The sequence below is a fragment of the Blautia liquoris genome (genome assembly GCF_015159595.1).
GTDB classification, from domain to species: Bacteria; Bacillota; Clostridia; order Lachnospirales; family Lachnospiraceae; genus Novisyntrophococcus; species Novisyntrophococcus liquoris.
Genome location: NZ_CP063304.1, coordinates 3,130,121 through 3,147,750, shown reverse-complemented (window position 1 = coordinate 3,147,750; position 17,630 = coordinate 3,130,121). Strand labels below are relative to the sequence as shown.

Annotated in this window: 15 protein-coding genes; all 15 read left to right on the top strand. The window is 42.3% G+C overall.

Annotated elements, in window-relative coordinates; genetic code table 11:
• The first annotated feature begins 14 nt into the window (after positions 1-14).
• Positions 15-2,918, top strand: a complete 2,904-nt coding sequence (locus INP51_RS14280) for an insulinase family protein (protein ID WP_193735451.1) — start codon at positions 15-17, stop codon at positions 2,916-2,918.
• Positions 2,915-3,820, top strand: a complete 906-nt coding sequence (era, locus tag INP51_RS14275; RefSeq protein WP_193735450.1) for a GTPase Era — start codon at positions 2,915-2,917, stop codon at positions 3,818-3,820. Before INP51_RS14280 ends, era begins: the two co-directional genes overlap by 4 nt.
• Before the next feature lie 22 nt (positions 3,821-3,842).
• Positions 3,843-4,493: a DNA repair protein RecO gene (gene recO / locus INP51_RS14270; RefSeq protein WP_193735449.1), complete on the top strand. Its 651-nt coding sequence runs from the start codon at positions 3,843-3,845 to the stop codon at positions 4,491-4,493.
• A gap of 16 nt (positions 4,494-4,509) precedes the next feature.
• On the top strand, positions 4,510-5,340 hold the full coding sequence (locus INP51_RS14265) for an HAD family hydrolase (protein ID WP_193735448.1): 831 nt from the start codon (positions 4,510-4,512) through the stop codon (positions 5,338-5,340).
• 109 nt (positions 5,341-5,449) lie between these two features.
• Complete coding sequence (locus INP51_RS14260) at positions 5,450-5,851, top strand: zinc ribbon domain-containing protein (RefSeq protein WP_193735447.1); 402 nt, start codon at positions 5,450-5,452, stop codon at positions 5,849-5,851.
• A 15-nt stretch (positions 5,852-5,866) separates the two neighbouring features.
• Positions 5,867-6,724: a DUF5685 family protein gene (locus INP51_RS14255; RefSeq protein WP_193735446.1), complete on the top strand. Its 858-nt coding sequence runs from the start codon at positions 5,867-5,869 to the stop codon at positions 6,722-6,724.
• A gap of 6 nt (positions 6,725-6,730) precedes the next feature.
• A complete protein-coding gene (locus tag INP51_RS14250) occupies positions 6,731-7,411 on the top strand; it encodes a J domain-containing protein (protein WP_193735445.1) in 681 nt (226 codons plus the stop codon).
• Positions 7,412-7,674: 263 nt separating this feature from the next.
• Positions 7,675-8,829 carry a double-cubane-cluster-containing anaerobic reductase gene (locus INP51_RS14245; protein WP_230406955.1) on the top strand — a complete coding sequence of 385 codons (1,155 nt, stop codon included), beginning with the start codon at positions 7,675-7,677 and terminating at the stop codon, positions 8,827-8,829.
• Positions 8,829-9,620 (top strand): acyl-CoA dehydratase activase, encoded by a 792-nt coding sequence (locus INP51_RS14240; protein WP_193735443.1) that lies wholly within the window; start codon positions 8,829-8,831, stop codon positions 9,618-9,620. Before INP51_RS14245 ends, INP51_RS14240 begins: the two co-directional genes overlap by 1 nt.
• A gap of 96 nt (positions 9,621-9,716) precedes the next feature.
• Complete coding sequence (locus tag INP51_RS14235; protein WP_193735442.1) at positions 9,717-10,208, top strand: Lrp/AsnC family transcriptional regulator; 492 nt, start codon at positions 9,717-9,719, stop codon at positions 10,206-10,208.
• Positions 10,205-11,344, top strand: coding sequence for an alanine racemase (gene alr, locus INP51_RS14230; RefSeq protein ID WP_193735441.1), 1,140 nt, complete (start codon positions 10,205-10,207; stop codon positions 11,342-11,344). The genes INP51_RS14235 and alr overlap by 4 nt, the downstream gene beginning before the upstream one ends.
• Before the next feature lie 62 nt (positions 11,345-11,406).
• Positions 11,407-12,789, top strand: coding sequence for an aminopeptidase (locus tag INP51_RS14225; RefSeq protein ID WP_193737390.1), 1,383 nt, complete (start codon positions 11,407-11,409; stop codon positions 12,787-12,789).
• A 21-nt stretch (positions 12,790-12,810) separates the two neighbouring features.
• Positions 12,811-14,949 (top strand): Tex family protein, encoded by a 2,139-nt coding sequence (locus INP51_RS14220; RefSeq protein ID WP_193735440.1) that lies wholly within the window; start codon positions 12,811-12,813, stop codon positions 14,947-14,949.
• 134 nt (positions 14,950-15,083) lie between these two features.
• Complete coding sequence (locus INP51_RS14215; protein WP_193735439.1) at positions 15,084-15,971, top strand: sugar phosphate isomerase/epimerase family protein; 888 nt, start codon at positions 15,084-15,086, stop codon at positions 15,969-15,971.
• A gap of 698 nt (positions 15,972-16,669) precedes the next feature.
• Positions 16,670-17,629 (top strand): ArsR/SmtB family transcription factor, encoded by a 960-nt coding sequence (locus INP51_RS14210; protein WP_193735438.1) that lies wholly within the window; start codon positions 16,670-16,672, stop codon positions 17,627-17,629.
• Position 17,630: the final 1 nt, after the last annotated feature.

Below are 17,630 nucleotides of genomic sequence, written 5' to 3'. Positions count from 1 at the left end.
AAGGAGGTTTTGCTATGACTGAAGCATATGAATTGCTGCAGAAAGAAGAAATAAAGGATATTCATGCTATGGGGTATCTTTACAGGCATAAAAAGAGTGGTGCCAGGGTTATGCTGCTTTCGAATGATGACGAGAATAAAGTCTTTAATATTGCGTTTCGGACACCGCCGGCTAACTCGACTGGAGTGGCTCATATTATCGAGCATACCGTACTTTGCGGTTCCAGAAAATTCCCCTTAAAGGATCCTTTTGTAGAACTTGTAAAAGGGAGCCTAAACACATTTCTCAATGCGATGACCTATCCGGACAAGACAATGTTTCCGGTAGCAAGCTGCAATGACACAGATTTTCAAAATTTAATGGATGTCTATCTCGACGCTGTCTTCTACCCGAATATCTATAAGAATGAAAATATCTTCAAGCAGGAAGGATGGCATTATCATTTGGAAAAGGAGGCAGATCCGGTTACCTATAACGGAGTTGTCTATAATGAGATGAAGGGAGCTTTTTCTTCTGCAGAAGAAGTTCTGGGAAGACAAATATTGAATTCATTGTTTCCGGATACTGCATATGGTGTGGAATCTGGCGGTGATCCAAAGGTGATTCCGTCTCTTGACTACGAAGAATTTCTGGATTTTCACAGAAAATACTATCACCCTTCAAACAGCTACATCTATCTCTATGGAAATATGAACATGAAGGAGAAACTTGAATGGCTGGATAAGGAATATTTAAGCGATTTTGAAGCGATCTCTGTTGATTCAAAGATTGCTTACCAGAAGCCATTTGATAAGAGAAGAGAGATCTGTGCCTCTTATCCGATTCTGGATCAGGAGGATGACAAGAACAATACGTATCTGTCCGAGAGTATGGTTGTAGGCGATGAACTAGACTTGAAACTCAATATTGCATTTGCCGTATTGGAATATGCACTGCTGGATGCACCTGGTGCACCGGTAAAGCAGGCTCTTTTGGATGCGCAGATCGGAAAGGATGTCGACGGTTCTTATTCGGATGGAATTTTACAGCCGTATTTTGAGATTACGGCAAGGAATGCCAATGTCTCCGACAAAGAGCGCTTCCTTCAGGTTATTCACGATACCTTGCAGGGCATCGCAGATCAAGGTGTTGATAAAAAAGCAATTCTTGCTGGAATCAATTATCTCGAATTCCGTTTCCGTGAGGCAGATTACGCGTCATTTCCAAAGGGACTGATGTATGGAATTACGGTCTTTGACAGTTGGCTTTATGATGATACGAAGCCATTTTTGCATCTGAAACAATTGGATGTATTTGATGAACTGAAAAAAGACGCCTACAGCGGATATTTTGAAAATCTGATTCGAAAATATCTGATTTCAAACCCGCATTCTTCGGTAATTACGTTAGTACCCCAAAAGGGTCTTGCTGATGAGGAAGATAAAAAGACAAAGGAAAAGCTTGCAAAATATAAGGCCGGATTGAAGGATGCAGAGATTGCGAAGCTTGTACAGGACACGAAGAGTTTAAACGAATATCAGGAGAGCGCTGACAGCGAAGAGAACAAGCAGCGGATACCTCTTTTGAAACGGACAGACATCGACCGGAAATCTGTTCGACTCTACAATGAACAGCACAGGCAGGAAGATACCACAATTTTGCATCACAAGATATGTACGAATGGAATCACCTATGCGGCACTTCTGTTTGATACTAAGAATGTGCCAGATGAATTAATCCCTTATATGGGAATCTTAAAGTCAGTTCTTGGATATGTAAGCACAAGAAATTATAGCTATTCCGAACTGTTCAATGAAATCAATGCGAATACAGGCGGAATCTACTGCAGTACTCAGGTCTTTCAGCAGCCCAAATTTAACCTGGGCTGTACGCGGATGTTTGGGGTTCGGATGAAATGCCTGAATGACAAAGTGAATTTTGCATTTGACATGATAAAAGAGATTCTCACAACATCTAAGATTGATGATGAGAAGAGACTCCGCGAAATACTGGGAAGTATGAAAGCAAATCTTCAGCAATCGATTCCCGGAGCGGGGCATTCGAGTGCAGTTTTAAGAGCCAGTTCTTATTTCTCGCCGTCGGCATATTTTCAGGAACAGGTAGGAGGAATTGCTTTCTATGAACTGGTCGAGAGGTTGGACAAGAACTTCGATGAGATGAAATCAGATCTTGTGACAAAGCTGCAGACTTTGATGCGCTATATTTTTCGTCCGGAAAATCTTTTTGTCAGCATAACCTGCGATGGGAAGGCATTTGAAGGGACAAAGGAAAGGGTTGCCGCAGTAAAAGAATACTTGTGCCATGATCAGCTGGCAAAGGGATGTATCAATTATCGCCTTGAGCAGAAGAATGAAGCATTCATAACATCTGGACAAGTTCAGTATGTCGCTTCATGTGGTAACTTTAAAGAGGCAGGCTATGAATATACCGGGGCTTTGAGGATCCTCAAGATGATTCTGGATTATGATTATCTGTGGGCAAATCTGCGCGTAAAGGGAGGTGCTTATGGATGTATGAGCGGTTTTAAGAGGAATGGTGAATCGTACGTTGTCTCTTATCGGGATCCTCATCTGGAGAAAACCCTGAAAGTATATCGTGGAATAAAAGATTATCTTGAGAAATTCAGCTGCCCTGAAAGGGATATGACAAAATATATCATAGGTACAATCAGTGCACTCGATACACCGATGAATCCTTCGGCCAAAGGTGAACTGTCTTTAAACGCATACTTTGGGGGACTGACAGAAGATGATTTCCAAAAGGAACGTGAGGAGATACTGGATGCCGGATGCGAGGATATCAGAAAACTTTCAAAAATCGTGGATGCGGTGATCGCACAGAATAATATCTGTGTAATTGGGACATCCGCCAAAATAGAAGAAGACAGAGAATATTTTAAAGAGGTAAAGAAACTTTGAATGAAAAAGATAAATCGGGGTTTGTGGCAATTATAGGAAGACCAAATGTTGGAAAGTCGACTCTTATGAATCATCTGATTGGCCAGAAGATCGCTATTACATCCAAGAAGCCGCAGACAACCAGAACCAAGATACGGACAGTCTATACCTGTGAGCGCGGGCAGATTGTGTTTTTGGATACTCCTGGGATCCATAAAGCGAAGAATAAGCTGGGAGAATATATGGTCAATGTGGCCGAACACACCCTACAGGAGGTAGATCTGATTCTGTGGCTTGTGGAGCCATCGACCTTCATAGGTGCGGGGGAACGTCATATCGCTGAGGAACTAAAAGAAAATCAGATACCGGTGATTCTGGTAATCAATAAGGTGGACACGGTGAAAAAAGAAGAGGTACTGGCTTTTATCGATGCCTATCGGAAAATCTACGATTTTGACGAAATTATTCCGGCTTCTGCCCTGCGAGGAGAGAATACAGATGTAATTATAGATTCTATTTTCAAGTATCTGCCTTATGGGCCAAGATTCTACGATGAGGATACCATTACGGATCAGCCGATGCGTCAGATTGTGTCAGAGATTATCAGAGAGAAAGCACTTCATGCCCTGGATGAAGAGATTCCCCATGGGATTGCAGTCTCCATCGAGAGCATGAAAGAGCGGCCGAATGGCAAACTTACGGATATCGAAGCGACAATTGTCTGCGAAAGAGATTCTCACAAGGGTATTATCATAGGGAAAAAGGGAGCGATGCTGAAAAAAATCGGAAGCAATGCCCGCTATGAGATCGAACACCTTCTTGATGAGAAAGTAAATCTGAAACTCTGGGTTAAAGTAAAGAAAGACTGGAGAGACAGTGATTTTTTGATTAAAAACTATGGATACGATAAAAAAGAGATATGATGGAAATCTCCGGTGATAAAATATGAGTGAACCTATTCAAGTAACAGGGATGATCCTGTCCGTTATGCCAATCGGGGAGTATGATAAAAGAGTTGTTTTGCTCACCAGAGAGCGTGGAAAAATTTCTATGTTTGCCAGGGGTGTGCGTAAGTCAAACAGCACGTTGATGGCAGCGACAAATCCCTTCGTATTTGGAATATTTACTGTATACGAAGGGAGAAGTTCCTTTACTCTTGTAAGCGCGGATGTAAGAGACTATTTTATGGAACTGGCTAATGAACAGCCAGGGGTATATTATGGATTCTATTTTCTGGAGTTTGCGGATTATTATGGACAGGAGGGTATCGATGAAACGATGATGCTAAACCTGCTATACGTATCGCTCAAGGCCTTGCTGAGCCATAGATTTTCTAATCATCTGGTGCGAAGAGTATTTGAGATTAAGATACTTACGATTAATGGTGACTATACGCCGGAGGCACAGGATATGAGCCCTCAGGCACGTTATGCCTGCCGCTATGTGGTGTCCGCTCCAATCGATAAACTTTACACGTTCACTTTGAAACCTGAGGTGCTTACAGAACTGGAGCATCTGATGGACCAGTATCTTCACAGAGTGATCGATAAGAAGTTCAAAAGTCTGCCTATACTGGAAATGATTGATGGCAGTTAAACCCTGGAGGATAAATATGAAAAATAAAAAAAGATTCCTGGCGCTTCTTGCGGCCTCGCTTTTACTTGGATTGTATCTTGCAACATTAGTGTTTGCGCTTATAGACAGCCCATTTGCTTATATGATGTTTAAGATTTGCCTGTACTGCACGATTGCAATTCCTGTGCTGATCTATGTCATGGTATTGGTATACCGTCAGCTGAAAGAGAAGAATAGGGAAATCTATGGAGAAAGACTGGATTCCGTCATCTTTGATGTGGGAAATGTTCTGGTTGATTATAACTGGAAAAAATATCTGGACAGTTTCGGATACGATGAAAAAAAGAAGGAAGTTCTGGCGAATGCAATGTTTTTAAGCCCTGTGTGGCAGGAAGCTGACAGAGGAATCCTTACACCAGAAGAACTGACGAAAGAATTTGTAAAAAATGCCCCCGAATATGAAGCGGAACTGCGGCTTTTATACCAGAATCCAGGAGGGACAATTACGGCCTTTGATTATGCGAAAGACTGGATACGGTCATTAAAAAAACGCGGCATAAAAGTCTATATTTTATCGAACTATTCGAAACGGATCTTTGAACAGACACAGAAAGAACTGGATTTTCTTCCCCTCGTGGACGGGTCCCTGTTCTCCTTTCAATGCAATAAGATAAAACCAGATCGGGAGATTTACGAGGATTTGATTCGAACTTATCACATCAACCCTGCACATGCCGTGTTTGTCGATGACAGGCAGGACAACGTGGACGGGGCAAAAAATGCCGGACTTCAGGCACTTCGTTTTACTACTTATCCTGACACAAGTGCTGCACTGGAGCGGCTTCTTATGACGGCTGGTTCAGAATAAATTTAGAAAAATTTAATGTGAAATCAATTGCATTTCCTGTCCAAAAGGAATACAGTTCTATTAACGATTATGTATCAGCATTGTGAAACAGAAAAGGAGTAGGAGTTCAATGAATAATTTTAGAGACAAACTACAACAATTTATGATGGGACGTTACGGAATGGATCAACTGGGAAGATTTACGATGTATGCATCTTTGGCTTTCCTGCTGATTTCTGCTTTGTCACGTAACAACTGGTTCTTTTTGATTGCATTAATACTAATTATCACAACTTATGTGCGTATGCTGTCAAAAAATCATGCCAATCGCTATGCAGAAAATGATAAATTCCTCGAATGGAAGGATAAATTTCTGGGCTTTTTCAAAGGTGGTGCAAAACAGGCAAAGGATAAGGAACACAGCTATTTCAGGTGTCCGAACTGTCATCAGAAAATTCGTGTCCCCAAGGGAAAAGGCACGATATCTATCCGATGCCCCAAGTGCAGTCACGAGTTCATAAAGCGTACATAAGGAGGGTGCATCCGAATGTTCGGTTACGTTATGATTAACAAAGAAGAACTGAAACTGAAAGACTATCAGAAATATCAGGCATTCTACTGTGGGGTATGCCAGGAGCTAAAAGAGTCCTATGGGCAGTCCGGACGGCTGACACTCACTTATGATATGACATTTCTGGCGATATTGCTCACTTCTTTGTATGAAAGAAAAACAGACAGACAGAAACGTTTCTGCGCTGTTCATCCTGTTAAAAAACATCCATGTCTTCGCAATGAATATACTTCGTATGCGGCGGACATGAATGTTTTATTGGCATATTATAATCTGATGGATGACTGGGAAGACGAGAACAAGAAGGCGAGTTATGCCGCAGCCAAGCTGCTCGAGAAATCCGTTCGAAATATTACAGAGAAATATCCCAGACAGACAAGAGCAGTTTTGGATTATCTGAAAAAAATTCACGAATGTGAAAAAGATAATTCACAGGATCTGGATCTTGCATCGGGACTGACCGGCGAGGTACTCGGAGAACTTTATGTTACAGGTGATGATATTTGGAGTGAGGATCTGAGGGAGCTTGGATTCTATATTGGTAAATTTATTTATCTGATGGATGCTTTTGAAGATCTGGAAAAAGATAAAAAAAGTGGAAATTATAATCCACTGAAATTTATAGAAGATACATCAGATTTTCAAAATACAGTTGAAGAAATTCTCAAGATGATGGCGGCATCCGCATCCAAAGCGTTTGAACGTCTTCCTATTATAGAAAATGTAGACATTTTACGAAATATATTGTATATTGGAATCTGGACAAAATATGATACGCTTACTACTTCTAAGGATAAGGATATGTCACAGAGCGGTGGGCATGAGGAGAAATAGATATAGATGGAAGATCCATATAAGGTGCTTGGTGTCTCGAGGGATGCCAGCACGGATGAAATAAAAAAAGCATATAGAAAATTAAGCCGAAAGTATCATCCGGATGCAAATATCAATAACCCGAATAAAGATCAGGCGGAAGAGATGTTCAAGCAGGTTCAGCAGGCTTATAAGCAGATTATGGATGAAAAAGATGGCAAAACATCGGGATATCAAGGTCAGACCCAAGGTCAGAGTCAAAGTTACGGCGGATACGGCGGATTCGGTGGTTTTGGTGGTTTCGGCGGGTATGGGCAGCAGCAGGATCGACATACTTATGGAAACAGTGAAGAGGATGTGCAGATGCGCGCCGCTGCCAATTATATCAATAACCGGATGTTCAGTGAGGCTATGAATGTACTGAATAATATCTCCGGCCGAACAGCATACTGGTATTATCTGCATGCCATGGCGAATTATGGTCTTGGCAATAACATAAATGCGGTCCAGGATGCGCAGCAGGCTGTCAATCTGGAACCGGACAATTTTCAGTACCGCCAGCTCTTGCAGCAGCTGCAGGGAGGCGGAGAATGGTATACCAATATGGGGCAGGATTATGGATATGACAGGCAGGACAACAACTGGGGCAGTTGGTGCTGTCAGTGTCTGGCATGCAATGCAGCACTTAACTGCTGTTGCTGCATCTGATATAAATTTTTTATTATTTGGTGTATAATAAAAATCCAGAAGGGTATACTCTTACTATCAGAAGAAGACAAACACCTTTTAGCATTTGTTTTTGACTGATACTTGTACGAATGATGACTTGAATACTTATCCTCCCCTAAAGGCGTCACGGAAGTTTGTGAAAACTTCCGCGGCGCCGTTTCTTTGCGTGCTTGCATTTTTCTGATGAAATCGTTATACTTTTATAAGCATAGACAAAGTAAACACGGAGGATTAGAATTATGATTAAGGTGAAAACAGAGCTTCCTGAGGTATTTGACAGTTTTGCCGATGCAAGGCAGCAGGGATTTCTTGCTATGAAAGAGCTTAAAGACAGCGGAAAAGGTGTTGTCGGTCAGTTTTGCACGTATACACCGCAGGAGATATTTATGGCAGCAGATCTGGTCACGGTTGGGTTATGCTCAACCAGTGATGAGACAATCAAGGAGGCGGAGAAAGTACTTCCCGCAAACCTTTGCCCGCTGATTAAGTCCAGCTATGGATTTGCGATTACCGATAAATGTCCTTACATGTATTTTTCGGATCTGATTGTCGGCGAGACGACTTGTGACGGGAAGAAAAAGATGTATGAGCTGCTGGGCGAGACGAAAAATGTACATATTCTGGAGCTGCCTCATAAACAGGATACCCCTGAGGCGAAGGCACTCTGGCGTGCTGAAATTGTCCGTCTGAAGGAACGAGTCGAAAAGGATTTTGACATAGAAATCACAGATGAAAAACTGCGGGAAGCAATTCATAAGAGAAATATGGAACGCAGACTTTTAAAAGAATTCTATGAACTGAGTACGATGACACCTCCGCCTATGACGGGACAAAGACAACTTCAGGTGCTTTTTGGTTCACAGTTTAAGTTTAACTGGGAGGATAAGGTCGCAGAAATACAACATGCGATTGACAGTGTTCGAACAGCGTATGAGAATGGAGAACGTACGGTGTCTGAGGATGCGCCCAGAATTCTGGTGACCGGATGTCCGATGGGCGGTGTCACAGAAAAGGTTGTAAAGGTCATCGAAGATGCAGGGGCTGTGGTTGTGGCATATGAAAACTGCACAGGTGCGAAGCAGATGGACCGCCAGTGTAAGGAGGACGGAGACCCGATTACAAATATAGCTGATCACTACATTCAGATTGGATGTTCGGTTATGACTCCGAATCCGAATCGAATGGAACTTTTGGATCGTCTCTGCCAGCAGTTTTCAGTGGATGGTGTCGTTGAAATGACGCTGCAGGCATGCCATACGTATGCGGTCGAAGCATATTCTATTCGCCGCCATTTACATGAAAAAGGGATACCTTATCTGCAGTTGGAGACGGATTATGGCACTGCAGATATCGGACAGCTCGCCACGCGTGCGGGGGCCTTTGTGGAGATGTTGTGATGAAAGAATATGCGGGAATTGACTGCGGATCAGCCACGTGCAAAGGTGTTCTGATGAACGAATATGGGATCCTCGGGCAATACATTCGGCCCACTGGCTGGAGCCCGCAGACGAGTGCGCGGGAAATCTTCGAAGAACTCATCGGCAAGGCAGGGCTCCAAAGCGGCGATGTAAAAGTGACTGCGACGGGATATGGAAGGGTTTCGATTCCTTTTGCTGACCAAAAAGTTACAGAAATTACATGTCATGCGCAAGGTGCACAATATATTCTGCCTGGTGTTCGAACAGTAATTGATATTGGCGGTCAGGATTCAAAAGTGATTTCCGTACAGAACGGAAAGGTACTTGACTTTCGGATGAATGACAAGTGTGCGGCCGGAACGGGACGCTTTTTAGAAATGTCTGCTCACAGAATGGGATTAGATATGGAAGAATTTGCGCAATGTCTGAAAGCGGGGAAAAGTTGTTCTCTTAGCAGCATGTGTGCTGTATTTGCCGACTCGGAGATTGTATCTTTGCTGGCTGCCGGTAAAAGCAGGGAAGAGGTTGCAGGCGGGGTAGTCCGATCTGTTGCCGTAAAAGCGGCGGTTCTTGCCGACAAGATTGGTGTAGAATCTCCAGTACTTTTGACAGGAGGACTTTCAGAGATGGAGGGTCTAAAAACAATTCTAAGTGAGATCTTAGGCTGTGAAGTAAAGTCCGATCCTCTTTGCAGATATGCAGGTGCAGTCGGGGCGGCGCTGACTGGAATGCAGGGCAGAAAACAAGTCCGTGACAACGAGAGAATATGAAGTATTTCATCTGTAAAACTAGACTTTCGTAAAATTTTTGTTATACTAGTAAAGGGATATAAAGTTAGTGGAGTATTTGTTGGAGGACAAAAACGAATGGATGGAACAGACTATAAAATTTTAAAGATCCTGCAGAAAAATGCAAGAGAAACTGCATCCAATATCAGCAAACAGATTCACCTGTCAGTTTCCGCGGTAATTGAGCGAATTCGCAAGATGGAAGAAACGGGTCTGATAAAGAATTATACGATTGTTGTAGATGAAAAGAAGACCGGTGGTGCGATGACAATGCTGATGGAAGTAAGCCTTGAGCATCCGAAATATTTTGATGCATTCGCAGCGGCTGTTCAGGATGTCAGTAATATCGTATCGTGTTACTACTTAACGGGTGATTTTGATCTGATTTTGAAGATTACTTACCGGGATTCACAGGAACTTGAAGATATTTATAACTGGATTATGAGTCAGAGTGGCGTCAAGGATACACGGACACATGTTGTTGTGAAAACAGTAAAAAATATTTATTCGTCGATCCTGGAACCTAGGGATCAGAAATACGCAGAAAAAAACGAAGGCAAGAAGTCATGAATAATTATCTCAGATGCTATGCAGAAGTTTCCCTTTCGGCTATTGGACATAATATCCGTGAAGTCAGGAAACAGATATCTCCCGAGACAAAGCTGCTGATTGTGATAAAAGCGGATGCCTATGGACATGGAGCTGTAAAAGTTGCTCGCTTCATGGAAGACCAGGCAGATTACTTTGGAGTTGCGACGATTGATGAGGCGGTTTCGCTTCGGGAAGGCGGCATCCGACATCCGATTTTGATTTTGGGATATACCTCTCCCAGTCAATATCCTGAACTTGTAACATATGATATTGCACAGACGATTTACAGTATGGATACTGCAAGAAAGCTGAATGAGGAAGCAAAAAGACAGGGGAGAAAAGCCAGAGTACATGTTGCAGTGGACACCGGGATGACAAGGATAGGATTTCAGGTGACCGAAGAAGATGCCGATGAGATCCGAGCGGTAAGTCTCCTTTCTGAGATTAATCTGGAAGGTTTGTACACACATTTTTCCCGTGCGGATGAGATGGATAAAAGCTACAGTCTGATTCAGGCACAAAAGTACAGGAAGATGCTGGATATGCTTGAAAAAAGAGGTGTTCAGATTCCTCTGAAACATATCTGCAATTCAGCCGGGATTATGGAATTCAAAGATTATCGGTACGATATGGTACGTTGTGGAATTGTGACATATGGCATTTACCCATCAGAAGAAGTACAGAAGAGTCAACTGGATTTGAAACCTGCCTTACAGTGGAAAGCCCATGTAATTCATGTAAAAGATGTTCCAAAAGGTGTGGGAGTAAGCTATGGCGCAACTTATGTCACGGATAAACCGATGACGAAGATTGCGACGATATCTGTCGGATACGCTGATGGATATCCCCGGGCTCTTTCATCCATTGGAAGAGTACTGATTCACGGACAATATGCACCGATACTTGGCCGCATATGCATGGATCAGATGATGGTTGACGTCACCGAAATTTCAGATGTTCAGGTGGAAGACGTTGTAACTTTAGTGGGAATGGATGGGGATAAAATCATACCCATTGAAGAGATAGCGGACCCATCTTCCAGATTCAACTATGAGATGTTATGCAATATAGGACAGCGTGTACCTAGAGTCTATCCGGGCAGCTTAGAAGAATGAACAACAAGATATGGGAATAAAGATTTTCTTGATTAGAATGGGAGGTAAAACAAATGAGTAAAATGAGTGATAATAATGCATGGAATACTTATGATGAAGCTCAGAAAGTGAAAGTAAATGTGTTGGCGGAGGAATATAAAAACTATATTTCTAATGCAAAAACAGAACGTGAATGCGTAACCCTTGCAATTGAGGAAGCTGAGAAAAAGGGCTTTAAAAATCTTGACGATAAGATAAAGAATAAAGAAGCTCTGAAACCAGGCGACAAAATTTATGCACAATTTATGGGAAAATCAATGTTATTTGCCGTAATCGGACAGGATCCGATCGAAGATGGCATGAATATTCTGGGAGCGCATATTGACTCCCCCAGACTGGATATTAAGCAGAATCCGCTCTACGAAGATACCGAAATGGTTCTCCTTGACACCCATTATTACGGCGGGGTAAAGAAGTATCAGTGGGTTGCCCTTCCACTTGCTCTCCATGGCGTGGTAGTGAAAAGAGACGGTACAAAGGTTCAGATATCCATTGGCGAAAAAGAGGATGATCCGGTCTTTTGCATCACAGACCTTCTGATCCATCTTGCAGGCGAACAGATGGAGAAAAAGGCAAAAGATGTGATCGAAGGGGAAGCGTTGGATGTTCTCATCGGGAGTCAGCCGCTTAAAGGCGAAGAAAAAGATGCTGTAAAGCAAAACATATTAAAAATCTTAAAGGAAAATTATCAAATCGAAGAGGAGGACTTCATTTCCGCTGAAATCGAAGTTGTCCCCGCGGGTAAGGCCAGAGATTGTGGCTTTGACAGAAGCATGATCCTGGGCTATGGACAGGATGACAGAGTTTGTGCCTATACATCCCTTCTCGCAATTCTTGAAGCAGAGAATCTCAAGAGAACGGGAATCTGTCTGCTGGTCGACAAAGAAGAGATCGGAAGCGTCGGTGCAACGGGAATGAAATCTAGGTTCTTCGAGAACACGATCGCTGAAATTATGAACCTTACAGGTGAGTATTCCGAGCTGGCACTCCGCAGGGCTTTGAAAAACTGCTGTATGCTTTCATCTGATGTGAGTGCTGCCTTCGACCCGAATTATGCATCTGCATTTGAAAAGAGAAATGCCGCATATTTTGGGAAAGGACTGGTATTCAACAAATACACAGGTTCCCGTGGAAAAGGTGGATCTAACGATGCAAATGCGGAATATCTGGCAAAAATACGTAAAGTGTTAAATGATGACAAGGTGATGTTCCAGACTGCAGAACTTGGAAAAGTAGATGTCGGGGGCGGTGGAACCATTGCTTATATATTGGCTGAATATGGAATGGAAGTTGTTGACAGTGGTGTGGCTGTTCTGAATATGCATGCGCCATTTGAGATTACCAGCAAGGCTGATGTGTATGAAGCCTATAAAGGATACACTTCATTTTTAAAAGACATTAGATAGCTTAAAGGAGTACTGCTTTTTATGGATATGAATAAGATACTCGCAGATGAACTGGATGTGAGAGAACAGCAGGTTGAAGCTGCTGTTAAACTGATCGATGAGGGGAATACCATCCCGTTTATTTCAAGATACAGGAAAGAGGCTACGGGGTCTTTGAATGATGAGATTCTCCGTAATCTTTATGACAGACTAACTTATCTTAGAAATCTGGAAGATCGCAAAGAACAAGTACTCTCAAGTATTGAAGAACAGGGAAAGCTGACAGAAAAACTGAAAAAAGAGATTCAGTCGGCACAGACCCTGGTTGTGGTTGAAGATTTATACCGTCCATATAAGCCTAAGAGACGGACCAGGGCAACAATAGCAAAGGAAAAAGGCCTGCAGCCTCTGGCATCCATTATTATGCTTCAGATGACAGACAGATCTCTGGAAGAAGAGGCAGCTTGCTATCTGTCAGAGGAAAATGGTGTTGCCTCTGTAAAGGATGCAATTGCAGGAGCGTGTGATATTATAGCAGAAGAGATCTCCGATCAGGCTGAGTACAGGGCAAAAATTCGCAGAACAACCATGAAGCAGGGGATGATTGTCTCGACTGCTAAGGATGAAAATGCTTCATCGGTATATGAGATGTATTATAACTTTGAAGAGGCGGTTTCAAAGATTGCCGGACATCGTATTCTGGCACTTAACCGCGGCGAAAAAGAAAAAATCCTTACGGTCAAAGTGATGGCCCCGGAAGATGATATCTTACGATCTCTGGAGCACAAAGTGATTGTACATGATAATCCGAACACAACGCCAGTTCTGAAAACCACAATTGCAGATGCCTACACGCGTCTGATTGCTCCTGCTATCGAGCGTGAAGTTCGAAGTGAACTGACAGAAAAGGCGGAAGACGGGGCGATTAAGGTATTCGGTAAGAATCTCGAGCAGCTGCTGATGCAGCCCCCGATCGAAGGACATGTTGTTCTGGGATGGGATCCGGCATTTAGAACGGGCTGTAAACTGGCTGTTGTGGATTCTACTGGAAAAGTGCTGGATACAAAAGTTGTATATCCGACTGCACCGACGAATGAGACTAAGATCCGTGCGGCAAAAGAGGCTGTGATCAATATGATCAAAAAATATAACATTACACTTATTTCTGTCGGAAACGGAACAGCCTCCAGAGAGTCGGAACAGGTGATTGTAGATATGCTAAAAGAGATAAAAGAGCCTGTACAGTATGTGATTACAAACGAGGCGGGTGCATCTGTTTATTCCGCAAGTAAACTGGCAACAGAGGAATTTCCAAATTTCGATGTTGGGCAGAGAAGTGCAGCATCTATTGCAAGACGTGTGCAGGATCCTCTTGCAGAACTGGTAAAGATAGATCCGAAGTCGATCGGTGTCGGTCAGTATCAGCACGATATGAATCAGAAAAAGCTTGGAGAAGCCCTCACCGGCGTCGTAGAGGACTGTGTTAATAAAGTCGGAGTTGATTTGAATACAGCTTCCGCTCCGCTGATGGAATATATTTCTGGAATCAGCAAAACAGTTGCAAAAAACATCGTAGAATACCGCGAAAAGAATGGCAAATTTACGAACCGCAGGCAGCTTTTAAAGGTTAGCAAACTTGGACCGAAGGCATATGAGCAGTGTGCGGGATTTATGAGAATTAATGATGGAACGAATCCTCTGGATGCGTCAAGCGTACACCCGGAAAGTTATGAGGCAGTCGAAAAGCTGTTTGACAAACTTGGCCTTCAGACGGAACAGATTCTGGACGGAACGGCTTTATACTTCATACCGGACTATAAGAAGATGGCAAAGGATCTGGGTATCGGCGAAATTACACTTAGAGATATTGTAAATGAACTGAAAAAACCCGGTCGTGATCCCAGAGATGAGATGCCAAAACCAATTCTTCGCACTGATGTATTAGAGATGAAAGATCTGAAGGAGGGGATGATCCTGAAAGGGACCGTCAGAAACGTCATAGATTTCGGGGCTTTTGTGGATATCGGCGTACACCAGGACGGACTGGTGCATATCTCTCAGATCTCAAAGAGATACATCAAACATCCGCTTGAAGTAGTCAGCGTTGGAGATATTGTGGAAGTAAAGGTAATATCCATAGATCTTTTGAAAAACAGAATCGGGCTTAGCATGATCATCTGATACCCAGGGTTTCTAAGTAAAAAAATCCGCATTCCTTTTGTGATATGCGGATTTTTATGATATACTCAAGAAGGTTCCATGCACGAATGGGGTAACTTATGATGTTTTGCAGCATGCAAAAAAGGAGGGTATTTATGAAGATTTCAACACTAACTGATCATATTGCAAAGATTTATGGAGAAAAAGAGACAATTCGCATTCTTGCGGATATTGGGTATGACTGTTATGATTTTTCGATGTTTGACATTGGGGAGAATAATCACCCGATTGGCGGAGAACGTTATGTGGAGTATGTAAAAGAACTCCGGGAGACGGCAGATGAAGTGGGCATTGTGTGTAATCAGTCGCATGCACCGTTTCCGAGTTATATTCCCGGGGATGATGCATTCAATCAACGAATGTTTCCTCTTCTGGTTCGGGCGATCGAAGTAACCGGGATGCTGGGCGGAACCAATGTTATCATACATCCGGCCATTTATCCGAACGACATAGGAGACGGTGATTCCCGCTGCTGTTGGGAGACAAACATGAAACTGTATCATGATCTGCTTCCGTTCGCGAAAAAGTACCATGTGAAAATTGCCCTGGAAAATATGTTTAATTGGGATAGGGAGTCAGACACCGCATTACCCGCAGCCTGTTCCAGCCCGGATGATTTTGTTTCATATCTCGATGCACTTGATCCAGACTATTTTATGGCATGCCTTGATATCGGCCATGCGGCGATGCAAAAGAGAGAAAACAATACACCGACTGATATGATTCTTGCACTTGGACATGACCGCCTGCACGCATTACATGTACATGACAATGATTTGATACATGATTTGCACACTCTTCCGTTTACTCAAAAGATTGAGTGGGACAAAGTTATGAGGGCGCTTAAAGAGATCGATTATGATGGGGTGTTTACGTTTGAAGCAGATTCTTTCCTCAGGCAGTTTCCAGACGAACTTGTCTGTGACGCTTCCAGATTTATGCTGAAAGTAGGAAGATACCTTGTTGGAACGTTCCAGGACTAATAATATAGCACCGACCGGGGCGGAGCGAAGATACGTGAGCACAAAGTGCGGAGTAATCCGTGTATCATAGGGGTCAAATTACTTTTGACCCCAACCTCATAATATGATACCAGGGTCAAAAGGTCCTGCGTTTCATGCTTGCATGAAAAAGCATGACCTTGGGACCCGAACAAACATGAGAAAGCAACCCGATTAGGGTGTATTTCGAATGTTTGTAGGATTGTGAGAGCTCGAAGAGCGTAACAATCCGTGTATCATAAGGGGTCAAATTACTTTTGACCCCAACCTCATAATATCAGAGCAATAGAGAAATAGAAAAGCCATTGCAGTACTGCATAATAAAAAATACAGTGTTGTGATGGCTTTTTTCAGCAGCAGCTCTATAAGTAACAATAATACTGTAATAAAACAAAAGAGTTCCTTTTGAAGTCGGAAAAATTCAATACACTCTGTTTAATACTGAATCTTAAATGAAAATATAATCCTTATTAATTTTGAAAACAGATGAAATGTTTTGAAAATTTGTATAAATAGCTTAAATTATAGACAGAAACTTAGATATTAATATACAATTTTAATAATACATAAAAAATATAATTAATATTGACCGTATATAGAATAAATGTTATCATGAATGTATAGATTGTATAAAAGGGTTTGGGGACAACATGACCCTCATATCACAAAGGTGGTGCTGGATGAAAGTCAACAAGAAAAGAATTAATCTGGGATTGGACAATAAAGAGCAGATTGTACTTGTGGGAAAAGCGATATCATCTGATGTGAGACTTCATATTTTAGAATATCTGATTGATCAGTCAGCGAATGTAAGTGAAATTGCGAATGCCTTCCAGATTCCTTTGTCTTCTGCGGCCTTACATGTGAAAGTGCTGGAAGAGGCAGGTATGATTACAGCTACTGAAAAACCAGGGGTGAGAGGTTCACAGAAGGTCTGCGGGATCGCATTTGAAGATATTTATTTTAATGCGTTTCGACATAAAGCCAATCATGAAAATATAAAAGAATATCATTTTCCCATGGGAATCGGAAATTATTATGACTGCAAGGTGAATGAAAATTGCGGGATCATAAGTGACACCACCTACCTTGGAGTTGAGGATTCACCTTATGGGTTTTATGCTGAGAATCGTCATGAGGCTCAGCTAATCTGGTTTGCATCGGGAAATCTGGAGTATCGTTTTCCTAACTACATGATAAAAAAAGGCAAGATACATGAAATATCATTTTCCTTTGAAGTATGCTCTGAAGCTCCGGGATTTCAAAATGACTGGCCGTCTGATATCACGATATGGGTTAACGGAAAGGAGATCTCTACCATATATTCCAGGGGTGATTTTGGAGGCAGAAGAGGTCATCTCAATCCTGACTGGTGGAGTGATACGATGACGCAGTATGGGGAACTGCAGACGATACGCATCAATGAAAAAGGATGCTTTGATGATTTGAGAAAAAGTTCAGATGAAACATTGAATACACTTAAAATAGCGGATGGATATTATATTAGTTTTAAAATTGGCGTAAAGCCGGATACTGAGAATCTCGGAGGTATGAATTTATTTGGGGAAAAGTTTGGAGACTTTGCACAAGGTATTATCATGAGTGTAAAGATGGAGAACAATGAGGATGACGAAATATAAT

Bases quoted from the DNA above. Each gene is read 5' to 3' on its own strand.
- recO (WP_193735449.1), top strand. From the start codon at position 3,843: ATGAGTGAACCTATTCAAGTAACAGGGATGATCCTGTCCGTTATGCCA.
- INP51_RS14255 (WP_193735446.1), top strand. From the start codon at position 5,867: ATGTTCGGTTACGTTATGATTAACAAAGAAGAACTGAAACTGAAAGAC.
- alr (WP_193735441.1), top strand. From the start codon at position 10,205: ATGAATAATTATCTCAGATGCTATGCAGAAGTTTCCCTTTCGGCTATT.
- INP51_RS14265 (WP_193735448.1), top strand. From the start codon at position 4,510: ATGAAAAATAAAAAAAGATTCCTGGCGCTTCTTGCGGCCTCGCTTTTA.
- INP51_RS14225 (WP_193737390.1), top strand. From the start codon at position 11,407: ATGAGTGATAATAATGCATGGAATACTTATGATGAAGCTCAGAAAGTG.
- INP51_RS14220 (WP_193735440.1), top strand. From the start codon at position 12,811: ATGGATATGAATAAGATACTCGCAGATGAACTGGATGTGAGAGAACAG.
- INP51_RS14235 (WP_193735442.1), top strand. From the start codon at position 9,717: ATGGATGGAACAGACTATAAAATTTTAAAGATCCTGCAGAAAAATGCA.
- INP51_RS14280 (WP_193735451.1), top strand. From the start codon at position 15: ATGACTGAAGCATATGAATTGCTGCAGAAAGAAGAAATAAAGGATATT.
- INP51_RS14240 (WP_193735443.1), top strand. From the start codon at position 8,829: ATGAAAGAATATGCGGGAATTGACTGCGGATCAGCCACGTGCAAAGGT.
- INP51_RS14210 (WP_193735438.1), top strand. From the start codon at position 16,670: ATGAAAGTCAACAAGAAAAGAATTAATCTGGGATTGGACAATAAAGAG.
- INP51_RS14215 (WP_193735439.1), top strand. From the start codon at position 15,084: ATGAAGATTTCAACACTAACTGATCATATTGCAAAGATTTATGGAGAA.
- INP51_RS14250 (WP_193735445.1), top strand. From the start codon at position 6,731: ATGGAAGATCCATATAAGGTGCTTGGTGTCTCGAGGGATGCCAGCACG.
- INP51_RS14260 (WP_193735447.1), top strand. From the start codon at position 5,450: ATGAATAATTTTAGAGACAAACTACAACAATTTATGATGGGACGTTAC.